The sequence below is a fragment of the Stenotrophomonas sp. CASM101 genome, assembly GCF_049384845.1.
GTDB lineage: Bacteria > Pseudomonadota > Gammaproteobacteria > Xanthomonadales > Xanthomonadaceae > Stenotrophomonas > Stenotrophomonas hibiscicola.
In genome coordinates, this window is sequence record NZ_JBMRFR010000003.1 from 335,779 (window position 1) to 352,374 (window position 16,596).

The 16,596-nt window shown below is 66.9% G+C and carries 10 protein-coding genes and 1 pseudogene; 8 read left to right on the top strand and 3 right to left on the bottom strand.

Going from position 1 to position 16,596, the window contains the following annotated elements:
• Window positions 1-10: 10 nt before the first annotated feature.
• Together VG543_RS07825 and VG543_RS07830 are read right to left on the bottom strand one after the other, a co-directional pair.
• Complete coding sequence (locus tag VG543_RS07825) at window positions 11-3,244, bottom strand: efflux RND transporter permease subunit (RefSeq protein ID WP_423178203.1); 3,234 nt, start codon at window positions 3,242-3,244, stop codon at window positions 11-13.
• Between the two features lie 74 nt (window positions 3,245-3,318).
• A complete protein-coding gene (locus tag VG543_RS07830; RefSeq protein WP_019661485.1) occupies window positions 3,319-4,563 on the bottom strand; it encodes an efflux RND transporter periplasmic adaptor subunit in 1,245 nt (414 codons plus the stop codon).
• A 185-nt stretch (window positions 4,564-4,748) separates the two neighbouring features.
• Between VG543_RS07830 and VG543_RS07835 the strand changes: the two genes are divergently transcribed.
• The 8 genes and pseudogenes from VG543_RS07835 to VG543_RS07870 all read left to right on the top strand — a co-directional run bounded on the left by VG543_RS07835 (window position 4,749) and on the right by VG543_RS07870 (window position 14,889).
• On the top strand, window positions 4,749-6,068 hold the full coding sequence (locus VG543_RS07835) for an amidohydrolase (protein ID WP_164145377.1): 1,320 nt from the start codon (window positions 4,749-4,751) through the stop codon (window positions 6,066-6,068).
• Window positions 6,069-6,621: 553 nt separating this feature from the next.
• Complete coding sequence (gene queF, locus VG543_RS07840; protein ID WP_019660849.1) at window positions 6,622-7,440, top strand: NADPH-dependent 7-cyano-7-deazaguanine reductase QueF; 819 nt, start codon at window positions 6,622-6,624, stop codon at window positions 7,438-7,440.
• 244 nt (window positions 7,441-7,684) lie between these two features.
• On the top strand, window positions 7,685-7,978 hold the full coding sequence (locus tag VG543_RS07845) for a LysM peptidoglycan-binding domain-containing protein (RefSeq protein ID WP_005419771.1): 294 nt from the start codon (window positions 7,685-7,687) through the stop codon (window positions 7,976-7,978).
• Between the two features lie 43 nt (window positions 7,979-8,021).
• Window positions 8,022-8,534: a hypothetical protein gene (locus VG543_RS07850; protein ID WP_019660848.1), complete on the top strand. Its 513-nt coding sequence runs from the start codon at window positions 8,022-8,024 to the stop codon at window positions 8,532-8,534.
• A gap of 912 nt (window positions 8,535-9,446) precedes the next feature.
• Window positions 9,447-11,669 carry an NADP-dependent isocitrate dehydrogenase gene (locus VG543_RS07855; RefSeq protein ID WP_423178201.1) on the top strand — a complete coding sequence of 741 codons (2,223 nt, stop codon included), beginning with the start codon at window positions 9,447-9,449 and terminating at the stop codon, window positions 11,667-11,669.
• Between the two features lie 152 nt (window positions 11,670-11,821).
• Window positions 11,822-12,049, top strand: a pseudogene (locus tag VG543_RS07860) (hypothetical protein); the annotation flags it as partial.
• A 157-nt stretch (window positions 12,050-12,206) separates the two neighbouring features.
• Entirely contained in the window at window positions 12,207-13,937 is a 1,731-nt protein-coding gene (gene aceK, locus VG543_RS07865; RefSeq protein ID WP_423178199.1) for a bifunctional isocitrate dehydrogenase kinase/phosphatase, read from the top strand.
• A 61-nt stretch (window positions 13,938-13,998) separates the two neighbouring features.
• A complete protein-coding gene (locus VG543_RS07870) occupies window positions 13,999-14,889 on the top strand; it encodes an energy transducer TonB (RefSeq protein ID WP_134730138.1) in 891 nt (296 codons plus the stop codon).
• 34 nt (window positions 14,890-14,923) lie between these two features.
• Here VG543_RS07870 and VG543_RS07875 read toward each other — a convergent pair whose 3' ends face one another.
• Window positions 14,924-16,498 carry a sensor domain-containing diguanylate cyclase gene (locus VG543_RS07875; RefSeq protein WP_134730114.1) on the bottom strand — a complete coding sequence of 525 codons (1,575 nt, stop codon included), beginning with the start codon at window positions 16,496-16,498 and terminating at the stop codon, window positions 14,924-14,926.
• Window positions 16,499-16,596: the final 98 nt, after the last annotated feature.

Below are 16,596 nucleotides of genomic sequence, written 5' to 3' on the forward strand. Positions count from 1 at the left end.
GGGGCGTGGATCATGCCTGCGGCTCCTGCAGCGAACCATTGCGCAGCGCGCGCTGTTCGCGGCGGCGCGCCAGCCACTCGGAGAAGCGCTCCATGTACAGGTAGATCACCGGCGTGGTGTACAGCGTGACCAGCTGCGACAGCAGCAGGCCGCCGACGATGGCGATACCCAGCGGGCGGCGCAGCTCCGAACCGATGCCGGTGCCCAGCGCCAGCGGCAGTGCGCCGAGCATGGCTGCGGCGGTGGTCATCATGATCGGGCGGAAGCGCAGCAGGCAGGCGCGACGGATCGCGTCATGCGCGTTGGCACCGGCGCGGCGCGCCTCGATCGCGAAGTCGACCATCATGATACCGTTCTTCTTGACGATGCCGATCAGCAGCACGATGCCGACGATGCCATCCACCGACAGGCTCAGCCCGCACAGCATCAGCGCCAGCAGCGCGCCGACACCGGCCGGCGGCAGCGTGGAGATGATCGTGATCGGGTGGATGTAGCTCTCGTAGAGCACGCCCAGCACGATGTAGATCACCACCAGCGAGGCCAGCAGCAGCCACACCACATCGGTCTGGCTGCCGGTGAACTCGGCTGCCTTGCCGATGAATTCGGCATGCAGATGTGCCGGCATGTCCAGGCTGTCCTTGGTCTCCTGGATCGCTCGCACCGCTTCGGACAGCGAATAGCCCGGCGCCACGTTGAACGACACCGTCACCGCCGGCAGCTGCTGCTGGTGGCTGACCACCAGCGGTGCGCTGCTCACCTTGCCTTCGGCCAGCGCCGACAGCGGAATGATGTTGCCGGCGCCGACGGTGATGCCGGTGTTCTGCGCGCCGATGCCGGTGGCGGTGGACGAGTTGGAGGAGGTGACCTGGCCGAAGCTGGTGGCATTGGTGCCGGTCAATGCGCCGGCGCCGTTGGAGGCGACCGCCAGCTGTTCCATCAGCGCGGTGCTGGTGCGGAACTCCGGTGCCACTTCCAGCACCACGCGATACTGGTTGAGCTCGGTGAAGATGGTCGAGATCTGGCGCTGGCCGAACGCATCGTAGAGCGTGTCGTCGATGGTCTGCATCGGCACGCCCAGCACGCTGGCCTTGTCCCGGTCGATGTTCAGCTCCAGGGCGCGGCCCTGGCTGGACAGGTTGTTGTCGACGTCGGCCAGTTCCGGGCGCTTGCGCAGCGCTTCGGTCAGGCGCGTGGCCTGGGTCGCCACCGTCGCCGAATCCACGTCCGACAGCGAGTACTGGTACTCGGTGGCGGCCACACGGGTATCCAGGGTTACGTCCTGCACCGGCTTCAGGTACAGCGCCACCCCCGGAATGCCGGCCACTGCCTTCTGCAGGCGCGGCAGGATGTCCTCCAGGCCAGCGCGCTCGCCGCGTTCCTTCAGCACGATCGACAGCTGGCCCTGGTTGAGCGTGGGGTTCATGCTGCCGGCGCCGATGAAGGCCGATACGCCGGTCACGTCCGGATCCTGGCGCAGCGCTTCGGCCACCTGCCTGGTGCGCTGCTCCATCTGCGGGAAGGCGATGTTCTGGTCGGCCTGCACCACGCCGGTGATCAGGCCGGTGTCCTGTTCGGGCAGCAGGCCCTTGGGAATCAGCACGTACAGCAGCACGGTCAGCACCAGTGCGCCGCCGGCCACGGCCAGGGTCAGGCGCTGGTGGCCCAGCACCCAGTCCAGGCTGTGCTCGTACAGGCCGACGGTGCGCGTCCACAGGTTCTGCTTGCCGGCCGCCGCCGCGCGCTCGTGCGCGTCCTCGCCCTCGGGCAGGGCGTCGGGCTTGAGCAGGTAGGCGCACATCATCGGGGTGAGCGTCAGCGAGATCAGCATCGACAGCACCACCGCGATGCTCAGCACCCAGGCGAACTCATGGAACAGGCGGCCGGTCACACCGGGCATCAGCAGCAGCGGCAGGAACACCGCCACCAGCGAGATGGTCAGCGACAGCACGGTGAAGCCGATCTGGCGTGCACCGATCTCGGCCGCTTCCTTGCCGCTCTTGCCCTGTTCGATATACCGCACGATGTTCTCGATCATCACGATCGCATCGTCGACCACGAAACCGGTGGCCACCACCAGCGCCATCAGCGAGAGGTTGTCCAGCGACATGCCGGCAAAGGCCATCACCGCGAAAGTGCCGGCCAGCGAGAGCGGTACCGCCACCGAGGGAATGATCGTGGCCCACAACCGGCGCAGGAACACGAAGATCACCGCCACCACCAGGCCGATGGTGAGGATCAGGGTGAACTGCACTTCGTGCACCGAGGCGCGGATGGTCTCGGTACGGTCGTTGAAGATCTCCAGGTGCACGTCGGCTGGCAGCACGCCCTGCAGCTGCGGCAGGATCGCGCGGATGCGCTCGACCGTCTGCACGATGTTGGCACCGGGCTGGCGCCGCACTTCCAACAGCACCGCCGGCTTGCCATCGGCCCAGGCGGCGAGCTGGTCGTTCTCCACGCCATCGACCACCTCGGCCACGTCCGACAGCCGCACCGGGCGGCCGTTCTTGTAGCTGATGATGGTGTCGCGGTACTCGGCGGCGCTGGCCAGCTGGTCGTTGGTGCCGATGCTGTAGGACTGGGTCTTGCCGTTCAACGAGCCCTTGGGCGCATTGACGTTGGCCTGGGTGAGCGCGCTGCGCAGCTGTTCCAGGGGCAGGCCCATGTTCGACAGCTGCGCCGGATTGACCTGGATGCGCACGGCCGGGCGCACGTTGCCGGCAATCGAGACCAGGCCGACGCCCTGCACCTGTGACAGGCGCTGGGCCAGGATGGAGTCGGCGTAGTTGTTGACATCGCGCAGCGGACGCGTGTCAGACGTCAGTTTCAAGGTAACGATGGCCGCGTCAGCCGGGTTCACCCGGTTGTAGACCGGCTGGTAGGGCAGCGACGAGGGCAGGGTGGCCTGGCGTATCGCCGCCTGTACGTCCTGCGCGGCGATGTCGATGTTCCGGTCCATCGAGAACTGCAGGATGATCGTGGACAACCCGGCCGACGAGTCGGAGGTCATCAGCTCCAGCCCGGAGATCTGCCCGAACTGGCGCTCCAGCGGCGTGGTGACCAGCGAGGCCATGGTGGTGGCGTTGGCGCCGGGGTACTGGGTGGTGACCACCAGGCTGGGCGCATCGATTTCCGGCAGCGCCGACACCGGCAGCTTGCGGTAGCCGAGGATGCCCAGCAGCAACAGGCCCGCCATCAACAGCGAGGTGGCGATCGGGCGGCGGATGAAGATCGTCGAAAAGCCCACGGACTGATCCTTGCTGGCACTTCAATGTCGGCGCCGACGAGCATGCCGGCGCGAGGGAGAACAGTCGCCTGCGCTCAGCGCGGGCCACCACCGCGACGGCCACCGCCGCCACCGTTCTTCTGCTCGGCCGCCTTCAGCTCGGCCTCGGTCGGTGCGGCCGGGGTCTGGCCCGGCTTCAGTGCGGTGACCTTGCTGCCCGGCTTCAGGCGGAACTGGCCTTCACTGACCACCCGCTCGCCGCCTTTCAGGCCTTCGGCAATCTGCACCTGGCTGTCGCCCACTTCCACGCCGCTGCGCACGGTCTGCATCTTCACCGTGTTGTCGCCCTGCACGACATAGACGTATTCGCCATCCGGGCCACGCAGCACCGCCTGGGTCGGGATGACCACGCCACCGGCGATCGTGCGCAGCTGCATGCGCACGTTGACGAACTGGCCCGGCCACAGGCCATTGTCGGTGTTGTCGAAGACCGCACGTGCCTTGAACGTGCCGCTGTCCGCACTGATCAGGTTGTCGACCACGTCCAGCTTGCCGTCGCCGGACAGAACATGCGAGTCGGCGCGGTCCAGCGCGGCCACCGGCACCGTGCCGGCGGCCTGTGCCTGGCGCACATCACCCAGCTGGCGCTCGGGCAGGTTGAACAGCACGTGGATCGGATGGATCTGGGTCAGCGTGACCAGCGCGGTGCCGGCGTTGACCACGTTGCCCGCATCGACCGCACGGATGCCGGCGATGCCGGAGATCGGCGCAGTGACCCGGGTGTACTGCAGCTGCACCTGCGCCGAGCGCATGCTGGCCTCGTTCGCAGCGACTGCGCTTTCGTACTGTGCCACTTGGTTTCGCTGTGTATCCAGATCGGTCTTGGCGACGTACTGGCGGTATTCCGGCGCGTTGGAGCGCTGGTAGTTGGAGCGCGCGGTGGCCAGCAGGGCTTCGTTCTGGCGCTTGGCTGCCGCGGCCTGGTCATAGCTGGCCTGGGCAGTGCGCGGATCGATCACCGCCAGCACATCACCCTGCTTCACTTCCTGGCCTTCGCGGAAATTCAGGCTCATCAGCTGGCCGCCGACCTGCGGGCTGACCGTAACGGTATTCATTGCGGTCACCGTGCCCAGCGCGCTGGCGTACACCGGTACGTCCTGGCGGGTGGCATCGACCACGGTCACCGGCACCGGGCCCGCATCCGGGTCTTCGCCGCCCTGGCGTGCGCCCGCAGCCGGTTTTCCAGCCTCGTCCTTGCCGCCGCCGATGACCCGCAGGCCGACCACGGCCAGCACCAGCACTGCCACGACCAGCAGCACGATCTTCCAAACACGTGACATTACGAGGACTCCAAAAGGGCTGGACCGGGCGCGACCCGGGGGCAATGCGCAAAGCATACCTGTGCCACATCACGTTTCCTGCATGACGGATGGGACGGGCGCTAAGACCGGATGCCGCGCCGGAGGTTCCCGTGGCGGCAGTGTTGCCCTACATTCAGCTGGAACCCCCTGCCGTGGAGATTGTGATGCGCCGTTCGCTGCTGCTGTCCGCCCTGCTGCTGGCCCTGCCGGCCCTTGCCCACGCCCAGGACGGGCAGCGCCCGGAAGTGACCGCCGCCGCGCAGCGGCTGCAGTCCAAGGTGATCGAGTGGCGTCGTGATTTCCACCAGCACCCGGAGCTGTCCAACCGCGAAGTGCGTACCTCGGCCGAAGTCGCCAAGCGCCTGCGGGCGATGGGCCTGAAGCCGAAGACCGGCATCGCCCACCACGGCGTGGTGGCGATCATCGAAGGCGGCAAGCCGGGCCCGAAGATCGCATTGCGCGCGGACATGGACGCGCTGCCGGTGACCGAGCAGACCGGCCTGCCGTTCGCTTCCAAGGCCACTGACCAGTACCGCGGGCAGACCGTGGGCGTGATGCATGCCTGTGGCCACGACGCGCACACCGCGACGCTGCTCGGCGTGGCCGAAGCACTGGTGTCGATGAAGAAGGACCTGCCGGGCCAGGTGATGCTGATCTTCCAGCCGGCCGAGGAGGGCGCGCCGCCGCCGGAAGAGGGCGGTGCCGCACTCATGCTGAAGGAAGGGCTGTTCGCCGATTTCAAGCCGGAGGCGGTGTTTGGCCTGCATGTGTTCTCCAGCGTGCAGGCCGGCCAGATCGCGGTGCGCGGTGGCCCGTTGATGGCCGCCTCGGACCGTTTCGGCATCAAAGTGATCGGGCGCCAGACGCATGGCTCGGCACCGTGGAACGGTGTTGACCCGATCGTCGCCACCGCCGATCTGGTCGGCACCGCGCAGACCATCGTCAGCCGCCGTGCCAACCTGTCCAAGCAACCGGCGGTGCTGACCTTCGGCGCAATCAACGGCGGCATCCGCTACAACATCATTCCCGATGAAGTGGAGATGGTCGGCACCATCCGGACCTTCGACGAAGGGATGCGCCAGCAGATCTTCGCCGACCTGCGCAACGTGGCCGAGCACACGGCCGCCGCGCACGGTGCCAAGGCGGTGACCGACATCTACGAATCGGAGGGCAACCCGGCCACGGTGAACGACCCGGCGCTGACCGCGAAGATGCTGCCGAGCCTGCAGGCGGTGGTGGGCAAGGACAACGTGTACGAGCCACCGCTTCAGATGGGCGCGGAGGATTTCTCGCTGTACGCGAAGGAAGTGCCTGGCATGTTCTTCTTCGTCGGTTCCACCAGCGTGGGCATCGACCCGGCGACGGCGCCGGCCAATCATTCGCCGAAGTTCCTGCTGGATGAGAAGGCGCTGGATGTGGGATTGCGCGCGTTGCTGCAGGTGAGCCTGGATTACCTGCACGGTACCGGCACTCCGGCGGGGTGAGGGTTTCCGGCAGGGCTTGCAGCCCTGCACCCGCCGAGACCAAAGCCACGTCAACGGCAAAAGCTGGTTTCCTGAGGGATGGCGGGGTGGGTCCGGTGGCAGGGGACGCTGCAAGTACGTCCATGTAAGCTCGGTCGCCGCATCCATGCGGCTCACGCCCCTGCCACCGGACCGCCCCGCCTTCGACAGTTTCCCGCGGGCTGTCGGAACGACACTCTGCTTCTGGTGGGTGTCGACCCTGGTCGACACGGCAGGCGTCGTGAACGTCTGAAGAATCGGCTTTTGATCTTGATTTTCTGATCTTTCCCGTGGTGGTGGCCGCGTGCAAGGAACTGTCAGGGGCCGGGTGGGCAGGCGGGGCGGGGGTGTCTGCGGCATGGATGCCGCGGCCAAGCCCCCATGGACGGGTTTACGGCGTCCCCCGACCCGCCTGCCCATCCGGCCAAGCCGATAGACCGCCTTTCGCGATCATCCCAATACAACCACCACGGAGGGGCTTCGCCGTTGGCCGGCCCGGCCGAAGGCCCGCCGTCCGCGCGATACAATGCCCCCCATGAACACCCCACAGGATTCCAGCCTCGGTCGCGAGGTCAGTTACCCGTCGCAGTACGATCCCGGCCTGCTGTTTCCGATCCCGCGCAGCGGCGCCCGCGCCGAGATCGGTCTCGATGACGGCGCGCTGCCGTTCGTCGGCCACGACCGCTGGCACGCCTTCGAGCTGAGCTGGCTCGACCCGCGTGGCAAGCCGCAGGTCGCCGTCGCCACCGTCCAGGTGCCGTGCACCTCGCCGCGGTTGATCGAATCGAAGTCGTTCAAGCTGTACCTGAACTCCCTCAACAGCACCCGCATCGACAGCGCCGAGGCGCTGCGCGCGCGCATCGTGGCGGATCTGTCGGCCTGCGCCGGTGCGCCGGTCCAGGTGGAGTTCGGCCTGCCGGAGCTGCAAGAGACGCCGCTTGGCGAATCCATCGACGGGCTGGACGTGGAGATCGACTGCTACGGCCCGCCGCAGGCGGACTTCCTCGCCGCCGATGCGGGCGAGGTGGTGGAGGAGACTCTGGTCTCGGCGCTGCTGAAGTCCAACTGCCCGGTCACCGGCCAGCCGGACTGGGCCACGGTCAGCCTGCGTTACCGTGGGCCGAAGATCGACCGCGCCGGCCTGCTGCGCTACTTGGTCAGCTACCGCGAGCATGCCGAGTTCCACGAGCAGTGTGTTGAGCGGATCTTCAGCGAGGTGTCCGCGCGCTGCCAGCCGCACTGGCTGGAGGTTGAGGCCCGCTACACCCGCCGTGGTGGCCTGGACATCAACCCCTGGCGTGCCAGCCCGGGCATCGTCGCCCCGGCCGCGACCTACCGCGAGCTGCGGCAGTAACCGCCGCAGGCGGTTACCGGTAGTGCCGGCCGCTGGCCGGCAATCGGCCAAGGCCGGATCCCGTGGCACAGCCGGCCAGCGGCCGGCACCCCCCCCCCCCCCCCCCCCCCGCCCCCCACTACCGGGTGTCCATTCCCCCGATTGTTCAGCCGCCCCCGGGGCCGGCTTCACATCTGCACCATCCCCATTTAACAACCGCCATGGCACCGTGCCAATCACGTAGTCATGCAGACGGGAGTTGTGGATGAGTACCGAGAAGAAAGCCGATTTCTCCGGCGTCAGTGGCAGTGTCGACAGTACCGCCGAGCAGGTGCCGAAGGCGGACTTCTCCGGCGTCAGCGCTTCGGTGGACAGCACCGCAGACGTTGTCAGCGGCGGCACCTATACCGTGCAGAAGGGTGACTCGCTGTCGAAGATCGCCAAGCAGCATCTGGGCGACGCCAATGCCTGGAAGAAGATCTTCGAAGCCAACCGCGATGTGCTTGATGACCCGGACAAGATCTTCCCGGGCCAGACCCTGAAACTGCCGCCGAAGTAAGCCGGCCAGAACGCCGTCCGACAACCCCTGGGAGGAACCCCGAATGATCAAGACCACCCCGCTCCAGACCGCCCTGATCGCCGCCCTGCTGGGCAGCGTCGCCCTGGTCGGTTGCAAGAAGAAAGAAGAGTCGACCGACAACAATGCCGCTCCGGCAGCGACCGCTCCGGCCGAACCGGCAGCACCGGCCCCGATGACCGGCGCGCCGCCGCCGATGGCCGAAGCCGCTGCTGTCAGCGTCTCGTCGGTCACGGTCGGAAAGACCGCCGCCGCCGACAAGTCGGTTGCGACGACGGCTCTGTTCGCACCGAAGGACGACATCATCGTCTCGGTCAAGACCGACGGTGCGGCAAACAATGTCAACGTTGGCGCGAAGCTGACCTATCAGGACGGCCAGGTGGCCGGCGAACAGACCGCCACCCTGAACACCAGTGGTGCGGAAACCACCAACGTCACGTTCAAGAATGCAAAGGGCTGGCCGGCCGGCAAGTACCGCGCCGAGGTCACCGTCGATGGCAAGGCGGCCGGAACGCCGCAGGAGTTCGAGGTCAAGTAAGTCCTGCCGACTCTCTCCCGGCAGGGCTCACGATGGACGCAGCCGCGAGGCTGCGTCCTTTTTTGTTGGGCGATGTCCGCTTTGGGGCCTAGCGGGATACGCTGAACGGACCACGGACAGATCGGGGGACAGGATGCTCAGCTGGATTGCGCTCACACTCGCAATGGGACCTGCGAATCTCTGGAGCTACAGTTGCGACCACTTCCTATACGGCGCCTGTGTGCGGGTGCCGACAGGAATGTCTGTGACCTACGAGGCACCTGTTGACTCTGGTCTGCACCTTATCAGGCACGATAGTAAGGAAGTCGCCCTGATCTACGAGGGCGACGCCCCCGAAAAGCCTGCAGGAAGCACGCCGGATCTGCGTTTAACGGGCGGCGGATATGCCGTGTCGGGATACGTAAGGTCGGAAGGACCTTCCACCCGGTACGACGTCTACGTTCGGCCCGGATCGTCTGGCGCCGGTTCGCTGCACATCCGAGGTTCTGCAGCGACGGCGGATGAACTCGCCAGCCTGGCCGCCGTCGTCGGGGGATTCCGTGTCTGCAACTTCCAGCAAAGCAAGCGCGCACAGACGTTGACCTGTCCGAGGCGTGCCGAGTGGGGGCAGCGATTGTCGGAGTGGGTCATGCGTGCCTCCACGAGCGGGAAGTCGAACTAGCCATCAAGCCCCAGCTTCCAGACCGGAAGCGAGCCAACGACGAAACACAGCGGTCCAGTACCGCCGCGTATGGCGCGGCTTTGCCCCGCGCGGCTGAAAACGCGACAATGCAGGGGTTTCCCCTGCCGCGCGCCCACCCTGACGGCGACGGGGGAAAGCGTGGGGCCCGGCCCCGCGCGCGACACGGTTGCACGTGGCCCGGCGCTGGCGCCGGCCTTCCCCTGAGCACTGCTACAGAGTCCAAGTCCCCCATGTCCAAGATTCTCTACACGCTGACCGACGAAGCCCCGTTCCTGGCCACCCAGTCGCTGCTGCCGATCGTTGACGCCTACACCGGTACGGCCGGCATCGTGGTGGAAACCCGTGACATCTCGCTGTCCGGCCGCATCCTGTCGCAGTTCCCGGAACTGCTCAGTGACGCGCAGAAGGTCAGCGACGACCTGGCCGAGCTGGGCCAGCTGGCGACCACCCCGGACGCCAACATCATCAAGCTGCCGAACATTTCCGCCTCGGTGCCGCAGCTGAAGGCGGCCATCAAGGAACTGCAGGACCAGGGCTATCCGCTGCCGGATTACCCGGAAACCCCGGCCGACGACCAGCAGCGCGACTACAAGGCGCGCTACGACAAGGTCAAGGGCAGCGCGGTGAACCCGGTGCTGCGCGAAGGCAACTGCGACCGCCGTGCACCGCTGTCGGTGAAGAACTACGCGCGCAAGCACCCACACCGCATGGGCGCCTGGGCGCCGGATTCGAAGTCGCATGTCGCGCACATGGCCGCCGGTGATTTCTACGGCAGCGAGAAGTCGGCCACCCTGGCCAATGCTGGTTCGCTGAAGATCACCTTCCACGGCAATGACGGCAGCACCGCTGTGCTGAAGGAAAAGACCGCGGTCAAGGCCGGCGAGATCGTCGATGCCGCCGTGATGAGCCGCAAGGCACTGGCCGCGTTCATCGGCGAGCAGATTGCCGATGCCAAGGCCCAGGGCGTGCTGTTCTCGCTGCACCTGAAGGCGACCATGATGAAGGTCTCCGACCCGATCATGTTCGGCGTGGTCGTCGAGGAGTTCTACAAGGATGTGCTGGCCAAGCACGCCGACGCCATCAAGCAGGCCGGCTTCGATGCCAACAACGGCATCGGTGACCTGGTCGCACGCCTGCCTTCGCTGCCGGAGGCTACCCGCGCCGCCATCGAAGCCGATCTGAAGGCCGAGTACGCGCAGCGCCCGGCGCTGGCCATGGTCAACTCGGACAAGGGCATCACCAACCTGCACGTGCCGAGCGACGTGATCGTCGACGCCTCGATGCCGGCGATGATCCGCGACTCCGGCAAGATGTGGAATGCCGAAGGCAAGCTGCAGGACACCAAGGCCGTCATTCCGGACCGCTGCTACGCCGGCGTGTACCAGGCCGTCATCGACGACTGCAAGGCGCACGGTGCCTTCGATCCGGCCACCATGGGTTCGGTGCCGAACGTCGGCCTGATGGCGCAGAAGGCCGAGGAGTACGGCTCGCACGACAAGACCTTCCAGATCGCCGCCGATGGCGTGGTCAAGGTCACCGACGATGCTGGCACCGTGGTGTTCGAGCATGCCGTCGAAGCCGGTGACATCTGGCGCATGTGCCAGACCAAGGACGCGCCGATCCAGGACTGGGTGAAGCTGGCCGTCGAGCGCGCCCGCCTGAGCAGCACCCCGGCCGTGTTCTGGCTGGATGCCGCCCGTGCCCACGACGCGCAGGTCATCGCCAAGGTCGAGCAGTACCTCAAGGACCACGATACTGCCGGTCTGGACATCCGCATCCTGCCGCCGGTGGAAGCCACCGCGTTCTCGCTGGACCGCATCCGCAAGGGCGAGGACACCATCTCGGTGACCGGCAACGTGCTGCGTGACTACCTGACCGACCTGTTCCCGATCATGGAGCTGGGCACCAGCGCCAAGATGCTGTCGATCGTGCCGCTGATGGCCGGTGGCGGCCTGTTCGAGACCGGTGCCGGTGGTTCGGCTCCGAAGCACGTGCAGCAGTTCGTCGAGGAAGACTACCTGCGCTGGGATTCGCTGGGTGAATTCCTGGCCCTGGCCGCGTCGCTGGAACACCTGGGCAACCGCTACGACAACGCCGCTGCCCGTGTGCTGGCCAAGGCGCTGGACGAAGCCAACGGCCAGTTCCTGGACAACGACAAGTCGCCGTCGCGCAAGCTGGGTGGCATCGACAACCGTGGCAGCCACTTCTACATCGCGCTGTACTGGGCCCAGGCCCTGGCCGCGCAGGACGAAGACGCCGCCCTGAAGGCGCGCTTCGCCCCGCTGGCCAAGGCGCTGACCGACAACGAGCAGAAGATCGTCGAAGAGCTGGTCGCGGTGCAGGGCAAGGCCGTGGACATCGGCGGCTACTACCGTCCGGACGTGGCCAAGGCCAGCAAGGCGATGCGCCCGAGCGCGACCTTCAATGCCGCGCTGGAGCAGCTGCGCGGCTGATCCGTCGCCGTTCGGTCGTGACCCCGGAACCCGCGCTTCGGCGCGGGTTTCTTTTTTGGGCTTTTGGGGGTCAGATCCCTTTGCCCTGCAAAGGGATCTGATCCCGCGCGATAAAACCGTGACATCCGTCGGTCGTCGCGTTGAACGCACTGATGGGTATCGACGGCGCGCAGGGCGTGGTGCTGGTCGACTACGAAAGCGGCATGCTGCTGGGCGAGGCCGGTGCCGGCATGGACATGGAAGTGGCGGCCGCTGGCAACACCGAAGTGATCCGCGCCAAGATGAAGACCGCCGCGTCGCTGAACCTCAACGACGGCATCGAGGACATCCTGATCTCGCTGGGCAAGGCGTACCACATCATGCGCCCGGTGGCGAAGAAGTGCGATCTGGGACGGTAGTGCCGGCCGCTGGCCGGCATCCGCATGGATCCACCGTCGGTCCAGGTGCTGCCGGCCAGCGGCCGGCACTACCTTCGCGCTCGACGGCATCGCACACGCCAGCGTATGGTGAAGCCGGTCCTCCCCAGGTTAGCTACGCATGTCCAAGCCTGACATCGCTGCCGAGCTGGCACCGCGTATCGCAGGTGCCATCCGCGACGGTTTCGAGCAGTACCATGCCCGTTTCGCGGCGATCACCGCGCGGGCACGGCAGCGCTTCGAGCAGCGCGACTGGGCCGGTGCGCGGCAGGATGCGGTCGAGCGCATCGCCCTGTACGACCTGTGCATCGCCGAGCAGATGGATGCGTTGCGTCGGCTCGCCGGTGACGCGATCGGCGAGCGTGCGCTGTGGCTGCAGGTGCACGCGCGGTACAGCGCGCTGCTGCAGGGCCTGATTGACGCCGAGCTGTACAAGACGTTCTACAACACATTGGCGCGGCGCCTGTTCGCCACCCGCGGCGTGGACCCGGCGCTGGAATTCATCGCTTTCGACGTCGAGCCGTCCGATGCGATCACCCATCCCGTCGCGCGGCATACCTACGCGGTCTCGCCGACGCGGCCGGTGGAGGCCCTGCAACGCGTGCTGGCCGACTACCGCTTCGACATTCCCTACGCGCACCAGTTGCGTTGCGCGGCGGCCATCGCCGTGCGCCTGCAGGACGACCTCGCCCATTGGGGTGACACGCCGGTGCGCAGCATCGAGCTGCTCGATACCGTGTTCTACCGCGAGCGCCGCGCCTATCTGGTTGGACGTGTATTCGGCGAGCACCGCTTCTCACCCTGCGTGATTGCCCTGGTCAACGACGCGCGCGGCCTGCGTGCCGATGCGGTGCTGACCCGGCGTCGTGATGTTGCCCATCTGTTTGGCGTGTCGCGCAGCTACTTCCAGGCCGATCTGGGTACGGTGGGCGATGCCGTGGTGTTCCTGCGCAGCCTGCTGCCGGGCAAGCCCATCGATGAGATCTACACGGTGCTGGGACGTGCCAAGCAGGGCAAGACCGAGCGCTACCGCACGTTCTTCCGCCACTTCAACGAGCACCCGCAGGAGCGGCTGGTGCATGCCGAAGGCACGCCGGGCATGGTCATGGCGGTGTTCACCCTGCCCAGCTATCCGCTGGTGTTCAAGCTGATCCGCGACCGTTTCGCGTGGCCCAAGGCGATGTCGCGGCAGCAGGTGGAAGAGAAGTACGCGCTGGTGTTCAATCTCGATCGTGTCGGCCGCCTGCTCGATGCGCAGCCGTATCGTCATCTGCGCTTCCCGCGCGAGCGCTTCGCGCCGGCCCTGCTGGATGAACTGTTGCAGCAGTGCGCGCAGAGCGTACGCATCGATGGCGATGAGGTCGAAGTCGCACTGTGCTATGTGCAGCGTCGTTTTCGTCCCTTGAATCTGTACCTGCGCGAGCAGGGCGCGGAGGCGGTGCGGGCGGCGGTGCTCGACTATGCGCAGGCGATCACCGACATGGCGCGCAACAACATCTTCCCCGGTGACATGCTGCCGAAGAATTTCGGCGTATCACGGCATGGGCGGGCCGTATTCTACGACTACGACGAGCTGTGCCTGGTCAGCGACTGCGTGTTCCGCGCCTGGCCGCAGCCGCGTACGCCGGAGGAGGCGATGGCCGACGAGCCCTGGTTCCATGTTGGCCCGCGCGATGTGTTTCCCGAGCGCTTCGGTCCGTTCATGGGCCTGCCGGCTGCGGAGCTGGCAGCCGTGCGCGAGCACTACCGGCACCTGTTCGACCCGGGCTGGTGGCAGGGCCTGCAGGAACGCTTCGGCCGAGGTGACTATCCGGACACGCCGCCCTATTCGGGCGCGCACCGGCTGGCCTGAGCCGGCTGTCCTGGGCGCTTGGGCTGAGGTACTCTCGCCGATCATCACCAAGGATCCGGCAATGATGCGTTCTCCACTGTTTCTCGCCCTCGCGCTGGCCGTCGGTGCCGGCGCCCCCCTGCTTGCAGGTGACGCCACTGCGCAGACCGCACGTGCTGTACGTGCGACTGCGGAAATGAGCATGGTGCTGTCCGGTCATATCGAGGTCACGCCGGAGGGCGCTGTCAGTTCGCTGGTGCTGGACCAGAAAGCCATGGTCGCCCCGGGCATCGCCTCCTTCGTCGAAGGCACCATCGGGGGCTGGCGCTTCGAGCCCACGCTGCGCGCTGGCCAGGCGGTGGCCACGCGGGCCCCTTTGCGCGTTCGCCTGCGCGGCAAGGCTGCGGCCGATGGCGGTTATGAAATCAGCATGACCAGTGTCGACTTCAGCGAGTACGATCCGAAGGCCACTGATTCGGTGACCCCGCTGCACATGACACCGCCGCGCTACCCGGAGGCGGCCTACCGAAACGGTGGCCAGGGTGAGGTGCTGCTGCTGGTCAAGGTGGCGCGCGACGGAACAGTGGCCGACGTGGCCGCCGAGCAGGTGAACATGGCTGTGGTCGCGTCCGAGCGGACCCTGGCCAAGATGCGCGACATCCTGGCCAGAGCCAGCGTCAGCACCGCCCGTACCTGGACCTTCAAGCCGCCGACCACCGGCGAGGACAGCACCCGGGACAGCTGGACGGTTCGCATCCCGGTGAACTTCGCCCTGAACCATGATCCCAATGCAGAGGCGGAACGCTATGGCCGCTGGCGCGCCTTCATTCCGGGGCCGCGGCAGAGCGTGCCGTGGCACGAGGCTGACCCGGTCGAGCAGGCCGGCAGCGATCTGCTGCCGGAAGGCGGCGTCTACATGGTGGACGGCGCCAAGCGCGGCCTGCGCCTGCTGACCCCGCTGCAACAGAGCTGAGACCCGCTGCGGAGCCGGGCAGCCCGGCTCCGCGTCAGTCGGCGTACGGGTAGACCACCACCCGGTTGCGGCCCTGTTCCTTGGCCATGTACAGCGCCTTGTCGGCCAGCCGCAATGCCTGCTCGGCGTCGACATGGAAGCTGGGGAAGTGAGCCACGCCCAGCGACACGGTGATGGTGCCGACCGGTTCGAATGGGTGATCGGCGATGTGCTGGCGCAGGCGTTCACCGGCCTGGCGGGCCGAGTCGGTACTGATGCCCGGCAGCAGCAGCAGGAATTCCTCGCCGCCGGCGCGGCAGAGGATGTCGCTGTCGCGCGAATAGCGGCGCATCTGGTCGGCGATGTGGACGATGGCGGCGTCGCCGACGTCGTGGCCATGGCTGTCGTTGATCGACTTGAAGCGGTCGATGTCCAGCGCCAGGATCGCGAACGGGATGCCCTGCACCTGCAGCGCGTCCAGCGCCTGCTGCAGGCCGCGGCGGTTGAGCAGGCCGGTCAGCGGGTCGGTACGGCTGGCACGGTTGAGCGTACCGATACGGTCCTGCAGGGCATTGAAGCTGTGCAGCACTGCCTGCTTGAGTTGGGCGACCTCGAAGTACCACGCGCGGATGCCGCTGACGTGGCTGATCGCATTGCCAGTGTCTTCGCCGCCCTGCACGTTGCGTGCGAGCTGCCACAGTGGCAGCGAGATGCGGCGGGCGAACCACCAGGTGACCAGCAGTGACAGCAGGCCGAGCGGGATCGCGTTCCAGATCACCGCGGTCATCAACCGCGACAATGGCTGCAGCGTGGCCTCGGTCGGCCGCTGGGCGACGATGCCCCAGCCGGTGGCCGGTACCGGCGCATAGCCGGCCAGCATCGACACGCCCAGGTTGTTGCGGACCTGCTGCGCACCGCGTTCACCGCGCACGACTGCCTTCACCGCCGGGTTGCCGACCACATAGTCGCCGACCCGCTTGCCATCGGCGTGGTACAGCAGGCGGCCATTGCGGTCCACCACGTACAGGTAGGAGCCGTCGCGGTAGTAGTGCTTGCCCAGCAGCGTGTGCAGTGCGCTGCGCTGGCGCAGGTACAGGGTGCCGCTGACGTAGCCGCGATAGCGACCCTGGCGGTCGAAGATCGGGTGCGACAGCGAGACCAGCAGCTTGCCGGTGGCCGACTGGTACGGGTCACTGATCATCGGCTGGCGCGCGGCCAGTGCCGCGTTGTTGCCGACGCTGTGCAGGATCTCGCCCTGCAACTGCAGGGTCTGTGGCGAGGTGGCGATCACCAGGCCATCGGCATCGACCACCAGCGAGGAATTGAAGCTGTTGGTCTGCAACTGCAGGCGGCTGGCTTCGTCCTGCGCCTGTGCCGGATCGAGATTGCTCTGGCCCAGCCGGGTGGCCGCATACGCCAACTCCTGCTGCGCGGCCAGCAGGAAGTTCTGGGTGGTCTCGGCCAGCTTGGTGGCATAGACGCGGTTGGCTTCCAGGGTATTGCCGACCAGCTGGTCGCGCTGCACCCGGTAGCTGGCCAGCAGGGTATTGGCCAGGGCAATGATGGCGCTGAGCAGGGCCAGGGCGAGGATCAGCTTGCCCAGGTTGAGGCGGGGAGACAGCGTTCGCATGCGTCGACGGATCCGGCAGGAGGCTGGACCCGACCGGTTCTCCGGAAGGGGCGACAGCGGGAATCGGTGGCCAGGCCCTCGGGGGGCAGGGTATAGGG

What these genes read in the sequence shown, in the direction of transcription:
- VG543_RS07830 (WP_019661485.1), bottom strand. Translation starts at nt 4,563, where the DNA reads ATGTCACGTGTTTGGAAGATCGTGCTGCTGGTCGTGGCAGTGCTGGTG.
- VG543_RS07835 (WP_164145377.1), top strand. Translation starts at nt 4,749, where the DNA reads ATGCGCCGTTCGCTGCTGCTGTCCGCCCTGCTGCTGGCCCTGCCGGCC.
- queF (WP_019660849.1), top strand. Translation starts at nt 6,622, where the DNA reads ATGAACACCCCACAGGATTCCAGCCTCGGTCGCGAGGTCAGTTACCCG.
- VG543_RS07845 (WP_005419771.1), top strand. Translation starts at nt 7,685, where the DNA reads ATGAGTACCGAGAAGAAAGCCGATTTCTCCGGCGTCAGTGGCAGTGTC.
- VG543_RS07850 (WP_019660848.1), top strand. Translation starts at nt 8,022, where the DNA reads ATGATCAAGACCACCCCGCTCCAGACCGCCCTGATCGCCGCCCTGCTG.
- VG543_RS07855 (WP_423178201.1), top strand. Translation starts at nt 9,447, where the DNA reads ATGTCCAAGATTCTCTACACGCTGACCGACGAAGCCCCGTTCCTGGCC.
- aceK (WP_423178199.1), top strand. Translation starts at nt 12,207, where the DNA reads ATGTCCAAGCCTGACATCGCTGCCGAGCTGGCACCGCGTATCGCAGGT.
- VG543_RS07870 (WP_134730138.1), top strand. Translation starts at nt 13,999, where the DNA reads ATGATGCGTTCTCCACTGTTTCTCGCCCTCGCGCTGGCCGTCGGTGCC.
- VG543_RS07875 (WP_134730114.1), bottom strand. Translation starts at nt 16,498, where the DNA reads ATGCGAACGCTGTCTCCCCGCCTCAACCTGGGCAAGCTGATCCTCGCC.